This window comes from Flavobacterium sp. ov086, from assembly GCF_900187965.1.
Lineage (GTDB): Bacteria > Bacteroidota > Bacteroidia > Flavobacteriales > Flavobacteriaceae > Flavobacterium.
The window spans coordinates 190,563-207,675 of record NZ_FZNL01000007.1; the positions used below are offsets into that span (position 1 = coordinate 190,563).

Sequence of the window (17,113 nt, forward strand, 5' to 3'; positions counted from 1 at the left end):
ATAAATGTTTTGAATTTGTGTAATGACTATATTTTAAGGGGTTAATATGGTCATTTGAATTCTTATAATGCTGAAAATTGACAGTTATACTGTAGCATTGTTTTCTTTGTTCTTAATATGTTCCCGATGAGATATTCCCCAGTTAATCATTTCGGTGATAATAGGACCAAATGATTTACAGTAATCTGTAGATTCATAAAGTATCGGTATTATTGCATCTCTGTCTTCTGTTCTTTTGACAAGATTGTTGAGTTCCATATCTTTTAATTCTTTCGAAAGCATTCGTGAAGTAATTCCCGGAATACTTTGCTGAATTTCTTTAAATCGGGTATTTCCATTACAGATGGAATTGATAATAGGCAATTTCCATTTACCGCCTAAAACATATATAGTATCCTGAAGTGCGCGAACTTCTTCTTGTTGATTTCTTGCCATTGGTAAATATTTTATACTAAGGTATAAAAACATTTTATAATTTTTTCCAATGTAAGTTGTGCACCGTATAAGTCATATAAGAAAATATAAGTTATTCGTTTACTAAGCATCTCAACTCAAATGAACTTCAACAACTTACATGGTTTAACTTTTTTAAGCCAGTATACTCAATGATACCGCTGAAAAAGTAATATGTTCTGCGTTTTAACTTTGTACCGTTAATTTAAAACATAGAAAATGGACAATTTAAAAAATAAAGTTGCGGTAATAACAGGCGGAAATAGCGGTATTGGTTATGCCACTGCAAAACAATTAAAAGAACAAGGAGCTACAGTTATTATTACCGGAAGAAGAAAAGAAGCAATTGAAAAAGCAGCCTCAGATATGGGTGTTACGGCTATTGTTGCAAATCAATCAAGTGTTTTGGATATTGATCGTTTAGCTTTAAAAGTAAAAGAAGATTTTGGACCAATTGATATTCTTTTTATCAATGCAGGAATTGCAGGATTAGGAACTATTGAGCAAGCAACAGAAGCTTTATATGATGATATTATGAATATAAATCTTAAAGGAGCCTATTTTACTTTAAGCAAATTTATTCCAATTTTGAAAGACGGTGCTTCAGTAGTATTTCTTTCTTCTAATACTGCAAGTATGAGCGGACAAGGTTCATCAATTTATTCTTCGAGCAAGACGGCTCTTAATGCTATAATGAAAATTGCGGCGCTTGAATTGGCTCCAAGAAAAATCAGAGTAAATTCAGTAAGTCCGGGTCCAACAGAAACCGAAGTAATGAAAAAAGTAGGTTTAGACGAAGAAACTGTAAAATCGATAATGGATGTTGTTGTTGACAGAATTCCACTAAAACAAATGGGAACTGCAGCCGATGTTGCAAAAATGATTTCGTACATAAGCAGTGAAGCTTCTGTATTTATTACAGGCGCAGATATTATTATGGATGGCGGAATGGTTTTGGCTTAAGCCGAAGATTTAAGTGAGATGTTTTTAAGTGAGATGTTAAATGTGAATATTCACAATTGACATCTCACTTTGATTTTGGAAAAGTTATCATTAATCTGGTGCGCTAAATTTTTCAAGTTTGAGAATGTCCGTTTGGGCATCAACTTCGCCTGTTTGAGATATTTCTTGATTTTAAAAGGCTTGTTATCGGAATACTTTTGATGAAGAAATTAACTGATAAACAAATAATTTAAAATCAAAAACAATGGAAACAATTCAAACAAACAAAAGAAGCATTGCAAATATTTTTGCTGTAGGTGCTTTTATGTTGCTTACCACAACGGGTTTTGCACAAAAGAATTTGGAGAAAAGCAAAATAAATTCAGAAGCGATTCGTCCTTATCACATTAGTATTTCAGAAAAAGCAATCACAGAACTTCGTGAGCGTGTAAATACTACAAGATGGCCACAAAAAGAAACGGTGAAAGATTAATCACAAGGAGTGAAATTAGCACAAATTCAAGGTCTTGTAAAATATTGGGGAACAGATTATGACTGGCATAAAACAGAAGCTAAGTTAAATGCTTTGCCTCAATTTATTACGAACATTGACGGATTAGATATTCAGTTCATACATGTAAAATCCAAACATAAAAATGCATTACCTATAATTATTACGCACGGTTGGCCGGGATCTTTCTTTGAACTTTTAAAAGTTATTGGCCCGCTAACAGACCCAACTGCTTATGGCGGAAAAGCCGAAGATGCTTTTGATGTTGTAATTCCTTCAATGCCCGGGTATGGTTTCTCAGAAAAACCTACAGGAACGGGTTGGGGAGTAGAAAAAATTGGAAACGCCTGGGATGTATTGATGAAACGGTTGGGATACAAACATTATGTTTCGCAAGGCGGTGACTGGGGTTCTGTAATTGCAGATGCAATGGCGCGTCAGGCTCCTGAGGGATTGTTAGGAATTCATGTGAATATGCCTGCAACTGTACCCGCAGATATTGCCAAAGCATTACAAGACGGAGATCCGGCACCTGCAGGATTATCAGTTAAAGAAAAAGCAGCTTTTAATTCGCTTAATAAATTATACACTCGAGGTGGAGGATATGCCGGAATGATGGTAACCCGTCCTCAAACTATCGGATACGGACTTACAGATTCACCAGTTGGTTTGGCCTCATTTTTCCTTGACAAATTCAATGATTGGACTTACAGTGGCGGAAATGCTGAAAAATCACTTACCAGAGACGAAATCCTTGACGATATATCGTTGTACTGGTTTACTAATACAGCCAATTCTTCGGCAAACTTATATTGGGAGAACAACAATAACAACTTTAATGTTGTGGAGCAAAAAACAAATGAAATCAAAATTCCGGTTGCGGTAACAGTATTTCCCGGAGAGATTTATCAGGCACCAAAAACATGGACTGAAAAAGCCTATAAAAACCTGATTTATTTCAACGAAGTAAACAAAGGCGGTCACTTTGCCTCTTGGGAAGAACCACAGCTTTTTACAGAAGAACTTCGTGCAGCTTTTAAATCATTAAGAAAATAATAAAAATATAAAAAGAACAAGGATTCATTCTGTTTTCTATTACAAAAAAACAAACAAGAGAACAGAATGCATCCAATAAAAAGAAACATTATGAAAACAAATAAAAATTTAGGGTTATCAGCAATTGCTGTTTTACTTCTTATGGCTTTTGCTCCAAACAGCGCTTCGGCACAACAATCTGACATAAAGCGTACTGATTTACAAAAACATGATTTAAGCATTCCCAGAAGAGAAGCCGTTCAGGTAAAAATTGATTTTGGACCGCATACCGCTTTTGGAAAACATTACCATCATGGTGAAGAAATCATTTATGTATTGGATGGCACATTAGAATATGAAGTAGAAGGACAAGGAACTGTAACGCTAAAAGCGGGAGAAGTTTTGTTTATTCCTGCAGGAACAGTTCACTCAGCAAAGAATACTACCAATGCAAAAGCTTCTGAGTTGGCTACCTATGTAGTTGAAAAAGGGAAACCAATTTTAGTACTGAAAAAATAAAACCCTTTACAAATGAATATTAAGCGAAAACTTCGCCCGAAAGCCTGTCCATTTCAGGATTCAAGTTGTCCATTTGAGCTATTTTCTGATTGTACAGGGATTGTAACTGAGATACCTTTGATGAAGAAATTAACTGATAAAGAATTAGTTTAAAATTAAATACGATGAAAAATATAGAATCAAACCGAGTTTTAAAAGTGGCTGCCGTACAAATCAGCCCCGTTTTATACAGCCGCGAAGGTACTGTTGAAAAAGTAGTCAACAAGATATTAGAATTAGGAAAAAAAGGCGTTCAATTTGCCACATTTCCAGAAACAATTGTGCCTTATTATCCTTATTTCTCTTTTCTGCAAGCTCCGTTTATGATGGCAAAAGAACACCAACGTTTACTTGAAGAATCTGTTACGATTCCGTCTGCAGCAACCGATGCAATAGGAAATGCAGCAAAAGAAGCAAATATGGTTGTTTCGATTGGCGTAAACGAACGAGATGGAGGAACAATTTACAACACACAACTTCTTTTTGATGCAGATGGAACACTAATTCAACGCCGTCGCAAATTAACACCAACTTATCACGAAAAAATGGTTTGGGGACAAGGCGATGGTTCAGGATTGCGTGCAGTCGATAGTGCAGTTGGTCGTATAGGTCAGCTTGCTTGTTGGGAACATTACAATCCGCTTTTTAGATATGCATTAATTGCAGATGGAGAACAAATACATTCCGCAATGTATCCGGGTTCAATCTTTGGACCATTGTTTAGCGAGCAAACAGAAGTTAACGTTCGCCAACACGCTCTTGAATCTGCTTGTTTTGTTGTTGTAGCGACCGGATGGTTAGATGCAGATCAACAAGCTCAGATTGCCAAAGATACCAACGGACCAATTGGCCCTATTAGCGGAGGTTGTTTTACAGCTATTATTGGTCCTGACGGACAAATTATTGGTGAAGCCCTTAAATCTGGAGAAGGCGAAGTAATAGCCGATATTGACTTTGGACAAATAGATGCCCGTAAAAGGCTTATGGATGCAAGCGGTCATTACAGCCGTCCTGAATTACTAAGCTTACTTATTGACAGAACTCCAAAACCTCATGTTCACGAACAAACTGTTTTGCAAGACTAATTTTTGCAGAACAAACAAGAATCAAAAAAAAGAAAATACAAAATGAAAAATAAAGTAAAAATCATTGCTTATACGTTGTGGGCAATATTATTCGCAGTTGTGTTTAGTGAAGTTACAGCACAAGAAAAAATAAAAACAGACGAAACAATTCGTTCTTATCGTATCAATATTTCGAATGCAGATTTAAAAGATCTTAAAGAACGCATTCAGGATACAAAATGGCCAGGTAAAGAAACCGTTGCCGATCAGTCTCAGGGAGCAAATCTTTCTAAAATGAAAGACTTAGTAAATTATTGGGGAACTAGTTATGACTGGAGAAAAGCCGAAGCTAAACTAAATGCTTATCCGCAGTTTGTGACTAAAATTGATGGTGTTGATATTCATTTCATTCACGTTCGTTCTAAAGAAGCAGATGCAATGCCTCTTATCCTAAGTCATGGATGGCCAGGATCAGTATTTGAATTTATGAATGTGATAGGACCACTTACTAATCCTGTCGCTTATGGCGGAAAAGCCGAAGATGCTTTTGATGTAATAATACCTTCTTTGCCAGGCTTTGGTTTTTCAGGTAAACCAACAGAAGCGGGATGGAATATTGATCGCATAGCAAAAGCATGGGTAGTGTTAATGGATCGTTTGGGATACAAACATTATGTTGCTCAAGGTGGTGACTGGGGTGCAGGTATTGTCAATTCTATGGCTTTGCAGGCACCGGTAGGATTACTTGGTATTCATAGTAATTTACCGGCAACATTACCAACAGAAGGAGGTAAAGCTCTTGCAAGCGGTATAGCACCAGAAGGATTTTCAGAAAAAGAACGTGCCGCTTTTACACATCTTAGCAAATCAATTAAGGAAGGTGATTTTATCTATAAAATGACAATGACCTCAAAACCACAAGCAGTTGGTTATGCTTTAAATGATTCTCCGGCAGGTCTTGCAGCATGGTTACTTTTACACCCGGGTTTTGCTAACTGGTCGTATGGTACAGATCCTAAGCAATCGCCAACAAAAGATCAGGTATTGGATGATATTTCATTGTACTGGCTTACCAATAGCGCAACTTCTGCAGCACGAATTTACTGGGAAAACAGAAACATCGAAATCGTTGGTTCAGCTTCAATGAAAACAGATCAGATCAAAATACCTGTAGCAATTACTGTATTTCCTTATGACGTTTTTACTTCACCAGAAACATGGGCAAGAAAAGCGTTCAAAAACCTAATCTATTTCCATGAAGTAGACAGAGGTGGACACTTTGCAGCATGGGAACAACCGGAATTGTTTACAGGAGAACTTCGTTTGGCATTTAAATCTCTTCGATAATAGCTTTAAAAATTCAAAACAAATAAAAATTTAAAATCAAGTAAAAACAAATAATAAATTTTTTAATTCAATAACAAAATGGAAACAAATAATTCAAAAGTGCTTTACACAGCTGTAACGCACACAACAGGCGGAAGAACAGGAGAATCTCGTAGTTCAGATGGTAAATTAGATATTAAACTTTCAAGCCCGGGATCTACAGGTCCGGGAACTAATCCGGAACAATTGTTTGCAGCAGGCTGGTCAGCTTGTTTTATTGGAGCGATTGGAAAAGCTGCAGCAAATTTAAATGTAAAAGTTCCTGCTGATCTTTATGTTAGTACAGAAATCGACTTAGTTTCAGGAGACGACGGATATTCATTACAAGCACGTTTAAATATTAGCTTGCCAGGTATTGATCCAGAAGTTGCCAGAGCTATTATACAAGGCGCATCAGAGACATGTCCTTATTCTAAAGCTATAAAAGGCAACGTTAAAACAGAGTATAATCTTATCTAATTAAAAGGTAGTAAAAGGGTTCTGATCTTTAATTTAAGGATCAGGACCCTTTTTTCTTTATAGGAGGTTTGTCTCGGAACGTAACACTTTCAAGGGTAAATTATTCAAATTAAAAATCATGAAACAAAAAATTATTGGAGCTTTTATCATGGGCTTCATTACAACAGGTATTATCTCTTTTTCGCTTATAAGTATAAACATTGGCTTTATCGAAAACTTTCTATTCAAATGGTTAAAATCATGGGCAATAGCTTATGTCATAGTAGTTCCGGTGATTCTTATGATTGCGCCTAAAGTAAATACATTGGTTTCTTATCTGTTTAGAGAGAAATAAACAGCATCAGAATAATAAATAAATTCTAAGATAAAATTTCAACTTTAAGCCTGTCCATTTCACCATTTACTTTGTCCGTTTGAACTATTATCTAATTGTATAAAGATTGATGTCGAGCTACTTTTGACGAAGAAATTAACTAGTAATCAATTTATTATAAAATTAAAAACGATGAAAACAATATCAGAAATTAAAAGAAACATTATCAAAACACTAGCTTCAAAAGTAGTTTTAATTGCCGTTTTAGTATTTACAGCTACACAAATCTCGGCTCAATCAGATAAACAAAACACAAAAAAAATTGAAGTAAGCAGTTCACTTGGAACCTTAAAACAAATCAACGCCGGATTATTAAACGTAGGATATACAGAAGCGGGACCTTCAAACGGAACTCCTGTAATTTTGCTTCACGGCTGGCCTTACGACATTCACAGTTATAATGAAGTCGTTCCCATTCTAGTTTCAAAAGGGTACAGAGTAATCACACCTTATTTAAGAGGATCCGGAACAACAACATTTCTTTCAAAAGATACTTTTAGAAACGGACAACAAGCTGCATTAGCAAGTGATATTATTGCTTTGATGAATGCACTTAAAATTGATAAAGCCATAATTGGCGGTTTTGACTGGGGCGCAAGAACAGCGGTTGTAATGGCGGCACTTTGGCCGGAACGTTTACAAGGATTAGTTTCGGTAAGTGGTTATTTGGTTGTGAATTTAGAAGCCAATTTAAAACCATTGCCTCCAAAAGCAGAACTTGGATGGTGGTATCAATATTATTTCGCTACCGAAAGAGGAAGATTAGGATATACACAAAACACTTATGAATTTAATAAACAAATTTGGCAATTGGCTTCTCCGTTATGGAAATTCGACAAAGCCACGTATGATCAAACCGCTCAATCTTTTGACAACCCTGATCACGTAGCAATTGTAATTCATAACTACAGATGGCGTCAATCGCTTGAAGCAGGAGAATCTAAATATGATAGTTTAGAAAAACGTCTGGCAACAAGACCAACAATTAAAGTACCGACGATTACAATAGGAAGCGATTTTGATGGCGCTTACGCAGATGGAAAAGTGTACGCAGATAAATTTACAGGAAAATACGAACATAGAATTCTAAAAGGCATCGGACATAATGTACCGCAAGAAGATCCAAAAGCATTTGCTCAGGCGATTATTGATGTTGATGGATTTGGGAAAGAATGAAGATTTTAGAGTCAAGAATAAAGAGTAAAGAGTAAAGAGTAAAGAGTAAAGAGTAAAGAGTAAAGAGTAAAGAGTAAAGAGTGAATACAATAACATTTTACAATTAACAACTAACAATTATTATGAAAAAAATAAAATTATTACCAGTTTGGATTGCTTTATTTCTTCTGGAAGGAGCGATGGCTTTTAGTCAAAATAATTCTGAGAAGAAAGAAACTAAAGGTTTTGCCTTATTAGAATTATACACTTCCGAAGGCTGTTCGAGTTGTCCTCCCGCAGATGAATTGATGGGAAGAATCCAAAATGAATATAAAGACAGTAATGTTTATGTTTTGGCTTATCACGTAGATTATTGGGACAAACAAGGCTGGAAAGATATTTTCAGTAATCCTGATTATACCAAAAGACAATACGAGTATGCAAAATTTCTGGGTAAAGAACCTATTTACACACCACAAGTAATCGTAAACGGAAAAGCAGATTATATCGCCTCTCAGGAAACGGTTGTGAGAAATGCAATTAAGAATGCGCTTTCTAAACCTGCTCTTACCAATTTATCACTAGAAGCTACTCAAAACAATAACAATATGGGAGTGAATTATACCGTAGAAGGAATTTCAAAGAACAGCGAGTTATTAATTGCGGTGGTTCAAAAAACGGCCAAAAGCAATGTTAAAAGAGGGGAGAATGCACACCGTGTTTTATCGCATTATCAAATTGTTCATCATCTTCATACAATAGATTTAAAAGATAAAAAAGGAACAGTTTCGATGCATCTTCCAAAGGATTTTAATACAAATGATTTTGAAGTAATTGGATTTATTCAAGACAGTAAAACCGGAAGTATTTTAGGAGTCAACAGAGCAGATTTTAAGGCTTCTTCATTATAAAAATTAATAGAAAACAGAGTTATGAGAATGATTACTTTAAAGAATAGACTATTGGTTACTATTTGAAAAACAATCCTTTTTAATACTTTATTTAAAGCTATAGTTTATAGTAATAAAAGGTGATTTATTTTGTGATGTAAAAATCAGAACGAAATAAATTGCCTTTTAAAATATCCTATCTTTGACAAAGCAAGACTTAAAAATCAGATAAAAAACATGGAAAAAGTAAAAAGCTTTCACGTTTCCCGCAAGGTAATTTGGGGAAGTTCTATAGCATTGGCGATTCTTGCTTCGATACCCAAATTATTCGATACCGATTCGACACCTGGAGATATTGTCATTAATTCGTCGATTACGCTAATGTTCTCCGTTTTTATTTGGTATTATAATATTTACAGTCTGCCAAAATTTTCGGCACAGCGTACAAATAAAAGTCTATTTAACTGGAAGCTTTTATTGAGTGTATTATTAGGGATCGTGATTATGGTAATACTCGTAATTGGACATCAGGAACTTTTTCAAATCTCTAAAATGGATGCTCCAATTATGTTTGAATTGCGAGGGATTCTGATCAATTTGATTGTTTATATGTTTCTTCATTTGCTTTTTCAAAACTATCAAACGCAGCAAATGGGGATGGAGTTAGAACGTACCCACGCTGTAAATCTTGGCGCACAATATGAGCTTCTAAAACAGCAGGTTAATCCGCATTTCTTATTCAATAGCTTGAATACACTAAAATCGATGGTGGATATTCAGGATCCACAGAGTTCTGACTTTATTTTGAAGTTATCGGACTTTTACCGTTTTACCCTCGAAAGCCGTAAACTGGATTTAATTCCGCTCAGAGAAGAACTTCAAATTTTAGATTCGTATGTTTATTTATTGAAAGCCCGTTTTGAAGACGGATTTGTTCTCATAAACGAAGTCGATCAAAAACAATACGACTCTGCTATCCCGCCTTTTACTTTGCAATTATTAATTGAAAATTGCATCAAACATAATATTGTTTCTTTGGATAAACCTTTGCAGATTAATCTATATTCTGAAAATGATTTTCTGGTTATCGAAAATCAGATACAGCTCAAAAGAGGCGTGTTATCTACAGGCGTTGGTCTTGATAATATCAATCAGCGTTTTGCACATCTAATCCATAAAGAAATTGAAATTGACAAAACCGAAACTACTTTTAAAGTAAAAATACCAATGATCTATGACTATCATAATAATTGAAGATGAAGTAAAAACAGCCAAAGCTCTTGGCCAGCTTATTTTGAGTATCAGACCCGATGCTCAAATTTTGTCGTATATACAAAGCATAGATGGCGCCGTGAGTTACCTTTTAGAAAATGATCAGCCAGATCTTATTTTCATGGATATTCAGCTGGCAGATGGTTTGTGTTTTGAGATTTTCAAAAACGTTGAGGTTTTATCGCCGGTAATCTTTTGTACCGCTTTTGATGATTATGCTATTGAGGCTTTCAAATCAAACGGAGTCGATTATGTATTGAAACCTTTTTCGAGAGAAAGTATTGCATCGGCAATTAAGAAAGTAGGCGAACTGAAGAATTTCTTTCAAAGGAATAAAAAAATGATGCCTGATTTTGAATACTTATTGACCAGAACGGGTGAGAATGCGGGAAAAAGCAGTTTTTTGGTATTTAAAAATAATAAATATCAAACGGTTTTAACGGAGAATATTGCCTTTTTCTATATCAAAAATGAAACGCCAACGATTATGTCTTTTGATAAAACAGAATATCAAATTACACAATCTCTTGATGAGGTTCATAAGCTATTGTCTCCAACACAATTCTTTAGAATCAACAGACAATACTTGGTTAATTTCTCGGCTATCAGAGAAGCAGAACATTATTTTTCGCGCAAATTAATCATCAAATTGATAATTCCAACAGAAGAAAAATTACTGGTTGGAAAAGAGAAAGCAACGGCATTTTTGAGTTGGTTAGAGAATAGATAAATTATTGTCTATTATAATTTAGACAAATAAAAAGCTGATTTACAATAAATCAGCTTTTTTTGTTATAAGTATTTTTCCGGTAACGGTGTTTTGAATAAAACCAATTAACTCAAAGTCTTTCGGATTGAAATTTTTAGGTTTCAGTAAAGCAATTTTTCCTTCTTTATTCGTTAATTCAAAAGAATTAAGCTGTCTTACAATCTGTATATGATGCAATGTATTGTCTTTGTTTTCACCTCGAATTACTTTCGAAGTGGCTTGTTTTTGAATTGTAGCCACAAACAAACTGGTGTTTTTCTCTAGTAGATTGGTCTTAAAATGAATTTCTAAAGAATCTTTATCAGGTTTTGCTGTTAAGGCTAAATCTGCCGCTGTTTTGATTTCTAAAGCATCTGAAACTTTTCCGTTTAGTGCTGATTCGTTATAACCTGCAAATTCTGTAGTTCCGTTAATGATAAATTGAGGCGTGTACATTATAAACAAGTGAAGCCAATCCTGATATTTTTGTTGTCGATTTGTAAATTCTTTCGAACTAAATTGATCGACCCACCCTAAACGATCCCAATAATCTACATGATATGCCAGGAGATAAATGTTTTTGTTACCAGTTTCGCGGTGGAGTTTCGCTATTAATTCATCGGCAGGCGGACAGCTCGAACAGCCTTCTGAAGTAAAAAGTTCTACAACGGCGAAACCATTATTGTTAGAGATTTCCAGATTCGTTTTTTCAGATTTGGATTTTCCCATTAATTCCTCCTGACTATCCGGAAACATGAAACAGTTGAGGAAAAAGAGACCGGAAAGTGCGATCGCTGCGAGTATTAAAAAAGTATTTTTCATAATGTTTTATTTTAAAAATTATTGATTAGCTGTTATTTTATTCAAAGGTAGAATTGCAATTGGGCGTTAGTAAGTAAAAAAGTGCCAACTGACCAGAATAGCAGTTGAATAGTCCAATTTTCGGTATAAATAAAATTGGCTTGGATAGAATGTTGCTCTCTATAATTTCGTTTACAAATCAAAAATGCCCGAGATTAAGTTCTCAGGCATTTTTTGTAATTTCTAAGTAATTCAACTTGCTGGTTAATAAGGTGTTTTTCCTACAGGCAATGTGATTAAGTTAAGGGGGAATCTATAAAATTACTTAACAGTTTAATCAAGAAAGTAATTAGAAGAATCCATTTTTATCAGCGTTTTCGCTTTAGCGAATAAGTAAAATCAGCGTCTAATTTTGACGCGGATAAAACAGATTTACTTCGTAAAAACGCGGATAAAAACGGATTTAATTTGCAATAATTTTATTTTTTAAAAGCTTAACTTAATGACATTGCCTGTAGGGATTAGACTTTTTTAGAGTCAACTTAGTTATTGAATGGTTAAACTAGCAACTTGAATTAATTAAAGCAAAATTAGTCAACCACTATATTTTTGGTATAATTTGCAGCGTACAATTTTCTAAACATGGCATAAGTGACACTTACCATTGCAAAAGCAATTATAGCATCGATTGTAGCAGGAAAACCTAATACAGCCAGTTTTGAGAAGAAGGCAAAAATGATATCAAAGAAAATACCTGCAAATACCCATTCTTTCAATCTCAGTAATTTGTTTGGAATTAATAATGTAATAACTCCTGACACTTTCATTACGCCAAGCAAATAAATAAAATGCTCGGGATAACCCAATTGCTGTGTAATTTTCCAAACCACAGGATTTGTTGTAAGTTCAAAAAAACCGCTGGCACCAAACCATAAAGAGGTTAGAATAATTCCTGTCCAATAAATAATTTTTGTTGTTTTTGTGTTCATGATTTTAAATTTTAAGTTGTTAAACAGGACAAAATTGCATTAGACGCGATCAAAATCATATTGCTTTTTTGCCGAAATGGACAATTTTAGATTTGAATCAGACATTCTAAAGTTTGAGCTTTTCTATAAAAGCAGGTTTTTGATCTGATACGATTTTGTAACTTTGAAGAATACTTTCTGAACAAGTTAAATTCATATTATAAGAATGAGCGCCAAAGAACTATTACAAGAACATATCGCTAAAACTGCTGTATTAACAGAAAAGGAATTCGATTACTTTTTTTCCCATTTTTCGCCCATTTCTTTCAAGAAAGGACAAACTATTGTGAGTGCCGGAGATCATGTCGATTGTGAATATTTTGTGGTTTCGGGCTGTTTAAAAGCCTTTTATATAAATGACGATATAAAGATGTATATACTTCAGTTTGCGATGCCAACGTGGTGGACTTCTGATTATAATGCTTTATACAATCAAACAATCGCAACAATAAATATCGATTGTATTACCGATGCCGAAGTGCTTTGTCTTTCGAACAATGATCGGGAGAAGTTATGCAAAGAGTTCCATCAAGCGGAGCATTTTTTTCGCTGGCGTACCAATAAAGGATATATAGCATCTCAAAAAAGGCTTTTATCTTTTATGAACAACAATGTCAAAAAACGCTACGAAGAGCTTTTGGCTTTATATCCACAATTGTACAATCTTGTTCCAAAGCATTTGATTGCTGCTTATTTAGGTGTTTCAAGAGAAACCCTAAGCCGATTACAGGCTCATAAATGATTTTTGTTTCACGCAGATTCTACAGATTTAAGCAGATTAAGCAGATTTTTCTTCGTGTTTGCGTTTAGTTTGTCATTTCGAGGCACGAGACCCGAGCCATAGCGAACAGACGAAGTAAATCCTCGCAAGTAGCTCGACAAAGATTGGATTCTCGTTGCGTTAGTTTCTTGCGAGGATTTCTCCTCCGTCGAAATGACAAGATTGTGTTTGCATTGCGAATGATGAATTAAAGATCAAAATGATTTTTATTTCACGCAGATTTTGCAGATTTCGGTAGATTTTATATTTATGATTCGTTGAAAATAAATATCTGCGCACATCTGCTTAAATCTTCTTTAAATCTGCGTTAAAAAATTACAACCCCACGAGAAATAAACCTTTGTAACTTTGCAACTTTGTCCCTTTGAACCTCAAAAAAAAGAATGTGATCTAGGTCACGTAACCAATTTCTATATCCGCCGTTCCTTTGCATTGTACTTTTAAATACAATAAAAATGGAAACAACAAATTTTAAAATCGTAAGCTCAAATAGCAACGTAGAATGGACTGGTAAAAAAGTTACTGGTGCACATAATGGTACAATTGGTATCAAAGAAGGTAATTTCATCTTGAATGGTGGAAAGGTAAAAGGAGGTAATATCGTTATTAATACTTCTACAATAAAAATTCTGGACATTACAGATCCTGCAACAAACGAACAATTTGCAGGACACCTTGCCTCAGATGATTTTTTCTCTATCGAAAAATTCCCAACCGCAACTTTTGATATTCTTTCTGTAAAAGAAGTATCAAGCGACACTTATTATCTTGAAGGTAATCTTACTATAAAAGACATTTCGCATGTTGTTGGTTTTGAAGCAAACGTAGAGAATATTGAAAATGCAATTACACTTTCGGGTAAACTGGTAATTGATCGTACCAAATACGACATCAGATTCCGTTCAGGTAATTTCTTCAAAGACTTGGGAGACACATTGATTTACAATGATTTTGAATTGGATTTCAATATTTCTGCTCAAGCAATATAATTAGAACAAGCTAAAAATTAAAATCATGCCATACGTAAAAATAGAATTGACTCGTGAAGGAGTAACTCGCGAGCAAAAACAGGAATTAATAAACGGAATAACCAATTTGATTACAGACGTTTTAAACAAAGATCCGTACTTAACTCACGTTGTAATTCAGGAAATTGAATTAGACGATTGGGGTTACGCAGGAGAACAAGTATCAGTATTAAGAGAAAAAGGCATAACAGCCGATAAAAAATAAAATCATGAAAAAACAAACAATAATCGTAACAGGTGCAGCATCTGGTATAGGAAAAGGAATTGCAAAATATTTTTTGGACAGAGGTGACAATGTTGTCATCAATTCATTAACGCCAAGTGCATTAGAAAACACTTTTAATGAATTTGGAGCAGGCGATAATCTTGCAATGTTTGCTGGAGATGTCAGCGATGTAGCAACAGGAAAACAATTGGTTGCTCTGGCAATCGAAAAATTTGGATCGGCAGATGTACTTGTAAACAATGCCGGAATCTTTGACAGCAAACCGTTTTTGGAAGTTGACGAAGCGTATTTGGATAAATTTTTGAAAACGAATCTAAAAGGAACATTTTTTACTACACAAGCAGTGATTCCTCAAATGTTGGAACAAAAAGGCGGAGTAGTAATCAACATCGGAACTCCACTTGTAAATCACGGTTTGGGCGGATGGCCAGCTTCGGCTCCGGTATCAAGTAAAGGTGCTATTCATGCCTTGACTATTCAACTAGCAGCCGAATTTGGAAAACAAAATATTCGTGTAAATACTGTTGCTCCCGGAGTTATTCGTACGCCAATGCACGGTGACAAAGCAGATCAGAATGCAGGTTTACATTTACTAAACAGAGTTGGAGAAATCGATGATGTTGCCGAAATGGTTTATACTGTAGCAAAAAGCAATTTTATTACCGGATCAATTATCAATGTTGATGGGGGTAAAGCTGCCGGACATAATTTAAACTAAGGTGAAAACTTTTATAGTATTAATAGCTTTGATGTCCTGTATAACAGCAGGACTTAAAGCACAAAACAGAATTAAAATGGAAAATCAGAAAGAAGATATAGCAGCGATTACAGATGCAGTAGAAAACTATTATTTTAAAGGAATTTACGAAGGCGACGAAATGTTATTGGGGAGTATTTTTCATCCGGGAACATTAGTTTTTGGAGATGTAAAAGGACAGCCCTACTTCAAAACGGTAGATCTTTATTTGGATGGTGTCAAAAACAGACAAAGCCCAAAAGATTCAGGAAAACCTTTTAAAGGCCAAATTCTGAGTATAAAAGTCGTAAATTCAATTGCGGTTGCAGAGATTAATGTTAAAATGTACGACTTTAATTATCGGGATTTTTTATCTTTCCATAAGATTGATGGTCAATGGATTATCGTCAATAAAATGCTGACAGATTTAAGCGAATAAACTCTAAAACGATAAAGTCATGTGGTACAATACAGAAGCTTCGAAGTTGTTAGGAATTCAATATCCCATTCTTCAGGGACCATTTGGAGGAAATTTATCATCTGTAGAATTGACAGCTGCAGTCTCAAATGCTGGCGGACTTGGTGGATACGGAGCTTATACAATGAGCCCGCAGGAAATTTTTGAAGCAGACAAACAAATAAAAGCGGCGACCAATAAACCGTACAATCTAAATCTTTGGGTTTCGGACTCTGATTATCCGGATGATATTCCTGCTGTAAAATTTCATAAAGCAAAAGAAATATTTAAACCGTATTTTGACGAAGTTGGAATTCCGTTACCTGATAAACCAGCCAAATTTCAATCCAGATTCGAGAATCAGCTTGAAGTCATTTTAAAGATTCGCCCAAAAGTATTCAGTTTTATGTTTGGCGTTCCTTCTGCTGATGTTTTAGAAGAATGCCGAAAATCCGGAATTGTCACCGTTGGTGCAGCTACAACATTAGACGAAGCTATCTTTTTGGAAAATACCGGTGTAGATATGATTATCGCTTCGGGTTTTGAAGCAGGCGGACATCGGCCCTCTTTTTTAGATTCGGCAGAATCATCTTTAACGGGAACTTTTGTGTTGTTACAGTTAATTCGGGAGAAAGTAAAGGTTCCAGTTATTGCAGCCGGAGGAATCGCAAACGGAAATGGTGTTGCGGCGGCTCTAGCTTTAGGCGCAAGCGCAGCTCAAATTGGAACCGCATTTTTAGCCTGTGATGAATCGAACGCATTGCCAATTCACAAGCAAATGTTATTTTCGGATGCATCAAAATACACAACTTTATCACGAGCTCACACTGGCAGACTCGGACGTGGATTAACCAGTAGAATTGCAAAGGAAATTTTAGGAAAAGAAGCATCTATATTGCCATTTCCGTTACAGACTACTTTCATGTCTCCGTTACGAAAAGCAGCGTTAGATCAGGAAAAATGGGACATGATCTTATTTTGGGGCGGACAAATAGCGCCAATTCTAAAACACACAAAAGCAACTGAATTAATGCATTCCTTAATTGAAGAAACTACAGCTTATTTTGATGGTTTGAAGACATAATGTTATTTATAATAACATTAATTTTTTTTGGTAGTTCCGAAGGAACAAAATATATTCTAGAGATGTCCCGAGGCTTCGGGATTAATCCATCATTCACAATCCAAACGCAATCTTGTCAGAAATGAC

The 17,113-nt window shown here is 35.1% G+C and carries 21 protein-coding genes; 18 read left to right on the top strand and 3 right to left on the bottom strand.

Features of this window, described 5'->3' with window-relative positions:
* Positions 1 to 84: 84 nt before the first annotated feature.
* Positions 85 to 435, bottom strand: coding sequence for a helix-turn-helix domain-containing protein (locus tag CHB81_RS10185; RefSeq protein ID WP_089351789.1), 351 nt, complete (start codon positions 433 to 435; stop codon positions 85 to 87).
* A 237-nt stretch (positions 436 to 672) separates the two neighbouring features.
* Here CHB81_RS10185 and CHB81_RS10190 point away from each other — a divergent pair, with 237 nt between their 5' ends.
* From CHB81_RS10190 to CHB81_RS10240, 12 genes are all read left to right on the top strand, one after another.
* Positions 673 to 1,416 carry an SDR family oxidoreductase gene (locus tag CHB81_RS10190; RefSeq protein WP_089351790.1) on the top strand — a complete coding sequence of 248 codons (744 nt, stop codon included), beginning with the start codon at positions 673 to 675 and terminating at the stop codon, positions 1,414 to 1,416.
* A gap of 244 nt (positions 1,417 to 1,660) precedes the next feature.
* A complete protein-coding gene (locus CHB81_RS27135) occupies positions 1,661 to 1,888 on the top strand; it encodes a hypothetical protein (protein WP_254921050.1) in 228 nt (75 codons plus the stop codon).
* A 9-nt stretch (positions 1,889 to 1,897) separates the two neighbouring features.
* Positions 1,898 to 2,962: an epoxide hydrolase family protein gene (locus tag CHB81_RS10195; RefSeq protein WP_254921051.1), complete on the top strand. Its 1,065-nt coding sequence runs from the start codon at positions 1,898 to 1,900 to the stop codon at positions 2,960 to 2,962.
* A gap of 90 nt (positions 2,963 to 3,052) precedes the next feature.
* Positions 3,053 to 3,460 carry a cupin domain-containing protein gene (locus tag CHB81_RS10200; protein ID WP_089351833.1) on the top strand — a complete coding sequence of 136 codons (408 nt, stop codon included), beginning with the start codon at positions 3,053 to 3,055 and terminating at the stop codon, positions 3,458 to 3,460.
* Between the two features lie 164 nt (positions 3,461 to 3,624).
* On the top strand, positions 3,625 to 4,584 hold the full coding sequence (locus CHB81_RS10205; RefSeq protein ID WP_089351791.1) for a nitrilase-related carbon-nitrogen hydrolase: 960 nt from the start codon (positions 3,625 to 3,627) through the stop codon (positions 4,582 to 4,584).
* A gap of 42 nt (positions 4,585 to 4,626) precedes the next feature.
* Entirely contained in the window at positions 4,627 to 5,910 is a 1,284-nt protein-coding gene (locus CHB81_RS10210; protein ID WP_089351834.1) for an epoxide hydrolase family protein, read from the top strand.
* A 78-nt stretch (positions 5,911 to 5,988) separates the two neighbouring features.
* On the top strand, positions 5,989 to 6,408 hold the full coding sequence (locus CHB81_RS10215; RefSeq protein ID WP_089351792.1) for an organic hydroperoxide resistance protein: 420 nt from the start codon (positions 5,989 to 5,991) through the stop codon (positions 6,406 to 6,408).
* Positions 6,409 to 6,526: 118 nt separating this feature from the next.
* Positions 6,527 to 6,742, top strand: a complete 216-nt coding sequence (locus tag CHB81_RS10220) for a DUF2798 domain-containing protein (RefSeq protein ID WP_089351793.1) — start codon at positions 6,527 to 6,529, stop codon at positions 6,740 to 6,742.
* A 171-nt stretch (positions 6,743 to 6,913) separates the two neighbouring features.
* A complete protein-coding gene (locus tag CHB81_RS10225; protein ID WP_089351794.1) occupies positions 6,914 to 7,957 on the top strand; it encodes an alpha/beta fold hydrolase in 1,044 nt (347 codons plus the stop codon).
* 122 nt (positions 7,958 to 8,079) lie between these two features.
* Positions 8,080 to 8,847, top strand: coding sequence for a thioredoxin family protein (locus CHB81_RS10230; RefSeq protein ID WP_089351795.1), 768 nt, complete (start codon positions 8,080 to 8,082; stop codon positions 8,845 to 8,847).
* A 216-nt stretch (positions 8,848 to 9,063) separates the two neighbouring features.
* Positions 9,064 to 10,080: a sensor histidine kinase gene (locus CHB81_RS10235; protein ID WP_089351796.1), complete on the top strand. Its 1,017-nt coding sequence runs from the start codon at positions 9,064 to 9,066 to the stop codon at positions 10,078 to 10,080.
* The gene (locus CHB81_RS10240; protein ID WP_089351797.1) at positions 10,061 to 10,828 is read left to right on the top strand and encodes a LytTR family DNA-binding domain-containing protein; all 768 of its coding nucleotides are present in this window, start codon (positions 10,061 to 10,063) and stop codon (positions 10,826 to 10,828) included. Before CHB81_RS10235 ends, CHB81_RS10240 begins: the two co-directional genes overlap by 20 nt.
* Positions 10,829 to 10,867: 39 nt before the next feature.
* Here CHB81_RS10240 and CHB81_RS10245 read toward each other — a convergent pair whose 3' ends face one another.
* Positions 10,868 to 11,668, bottom strand: a complete 801-nt coding sequence (locus tag CHB81_RS10245; protein ID WP_089351798.1) for a thioredoxin family protein — start codon at positions 11,666 to 11,668, stop codon at positions 10,868 to 10,870.
* Between the two features lie 569 nt (positions 11,669 to 12,237).
* Entirely contained in the window at positions 12,238 to 12,636 is a 399-nt protein-coding gene (locus tag CHB81_RS10250) for a DoxX family protein (protein WP_089351799.1), read from the bottom strand.
* Between the two features lie 205 nt (positions 12,637 to 12,841).
* Here CHB81_RS10250 and CHB81_RS10255 point away from each other — a divergent pair, with 205 nt between their 5' ends.
* The 6 genes from CHB81_RS10255 (at position 12,842) to CHB81_RS10280 (ending at position 16,987) form a co-directional block, all read left to right on the top strand.
* A complete protein-coding gene (locus tag CHB81_RS10255; RefSeq protein ID WP_089351800.1) occupies positions 12,842 to 13,417 on the top strand; it encodes a Crp/Fnr family transcriptional regulator in 576 nt (191 codons plus the stop codon).
* A gap of 494 nt (positions 13,418 to 13,911) precedes the next feature.
* Complete coding sequence (locus tag CHB81_RS10260; protein WP_089351801.1) at positions 13,912 to 14,445, top strand: YceI family protein; 534 nt, start codon at positions 13,912 to 13,914, stop codon at positions 14,443 to 14,445.
* A gap of 25 nt (positions 14,446 to 14,470) precedes the next feature.
* Positions 14,471 to 14,689 carry a 4-oxalocrotonate tautomerase family protein gene (locus tag CHB81_RS10265; protein ID WP_089351802.1) on the top strand — a complete coding sequence of 73 codons (219 nt, stop codon included), beginning with the start codon at positions 14,471 to 14,473 and terminating at the stop codon, positions 14,687 to 14,689.
* Positions 14,690 to 14,693: 4 nt separating this feature from the next.
* Positions 14,694 to 15,428: an SDR family NAD(P)-dependent oxidoreductase gene (locus CHB81_RS10270; RefSeq protein WP_089351803.1), complete on the top strand. Its 735-nt coding sequence runs from the start codon at positions 14,694 to 14,696 to the stop codon at positions 15,426 to 15,428.
* Positions 15,429 to 15,504: 76 nt separating this feature from the next.
* Positions 15,505 to 15,885: a nuclear transport factor 2 family protein gene (locus CHB81_RS10275; protein WP_254921053.1), complete on the top strand. Its 381-nt coding sequence runs from the start codon at positions 15,505 to 15,507 to the stop codon at positions 15,883 to 15,885.
* Between the two features lie 19 nt (positions 15,886 to 15,904).
* A complete protein-coding gene (locus CHB81_RS10280) occupies positions 15,905 to 16,987 on the top strand; it encodes a nitronate monooxygenase family protein (RefSeq protein WP_089351805.1) in 1,083 nt (360 codons plus the stop codon).
* The last annotated feature ends 126 nt before the right edge of the window (positions 16,988 to 17,113 follow it).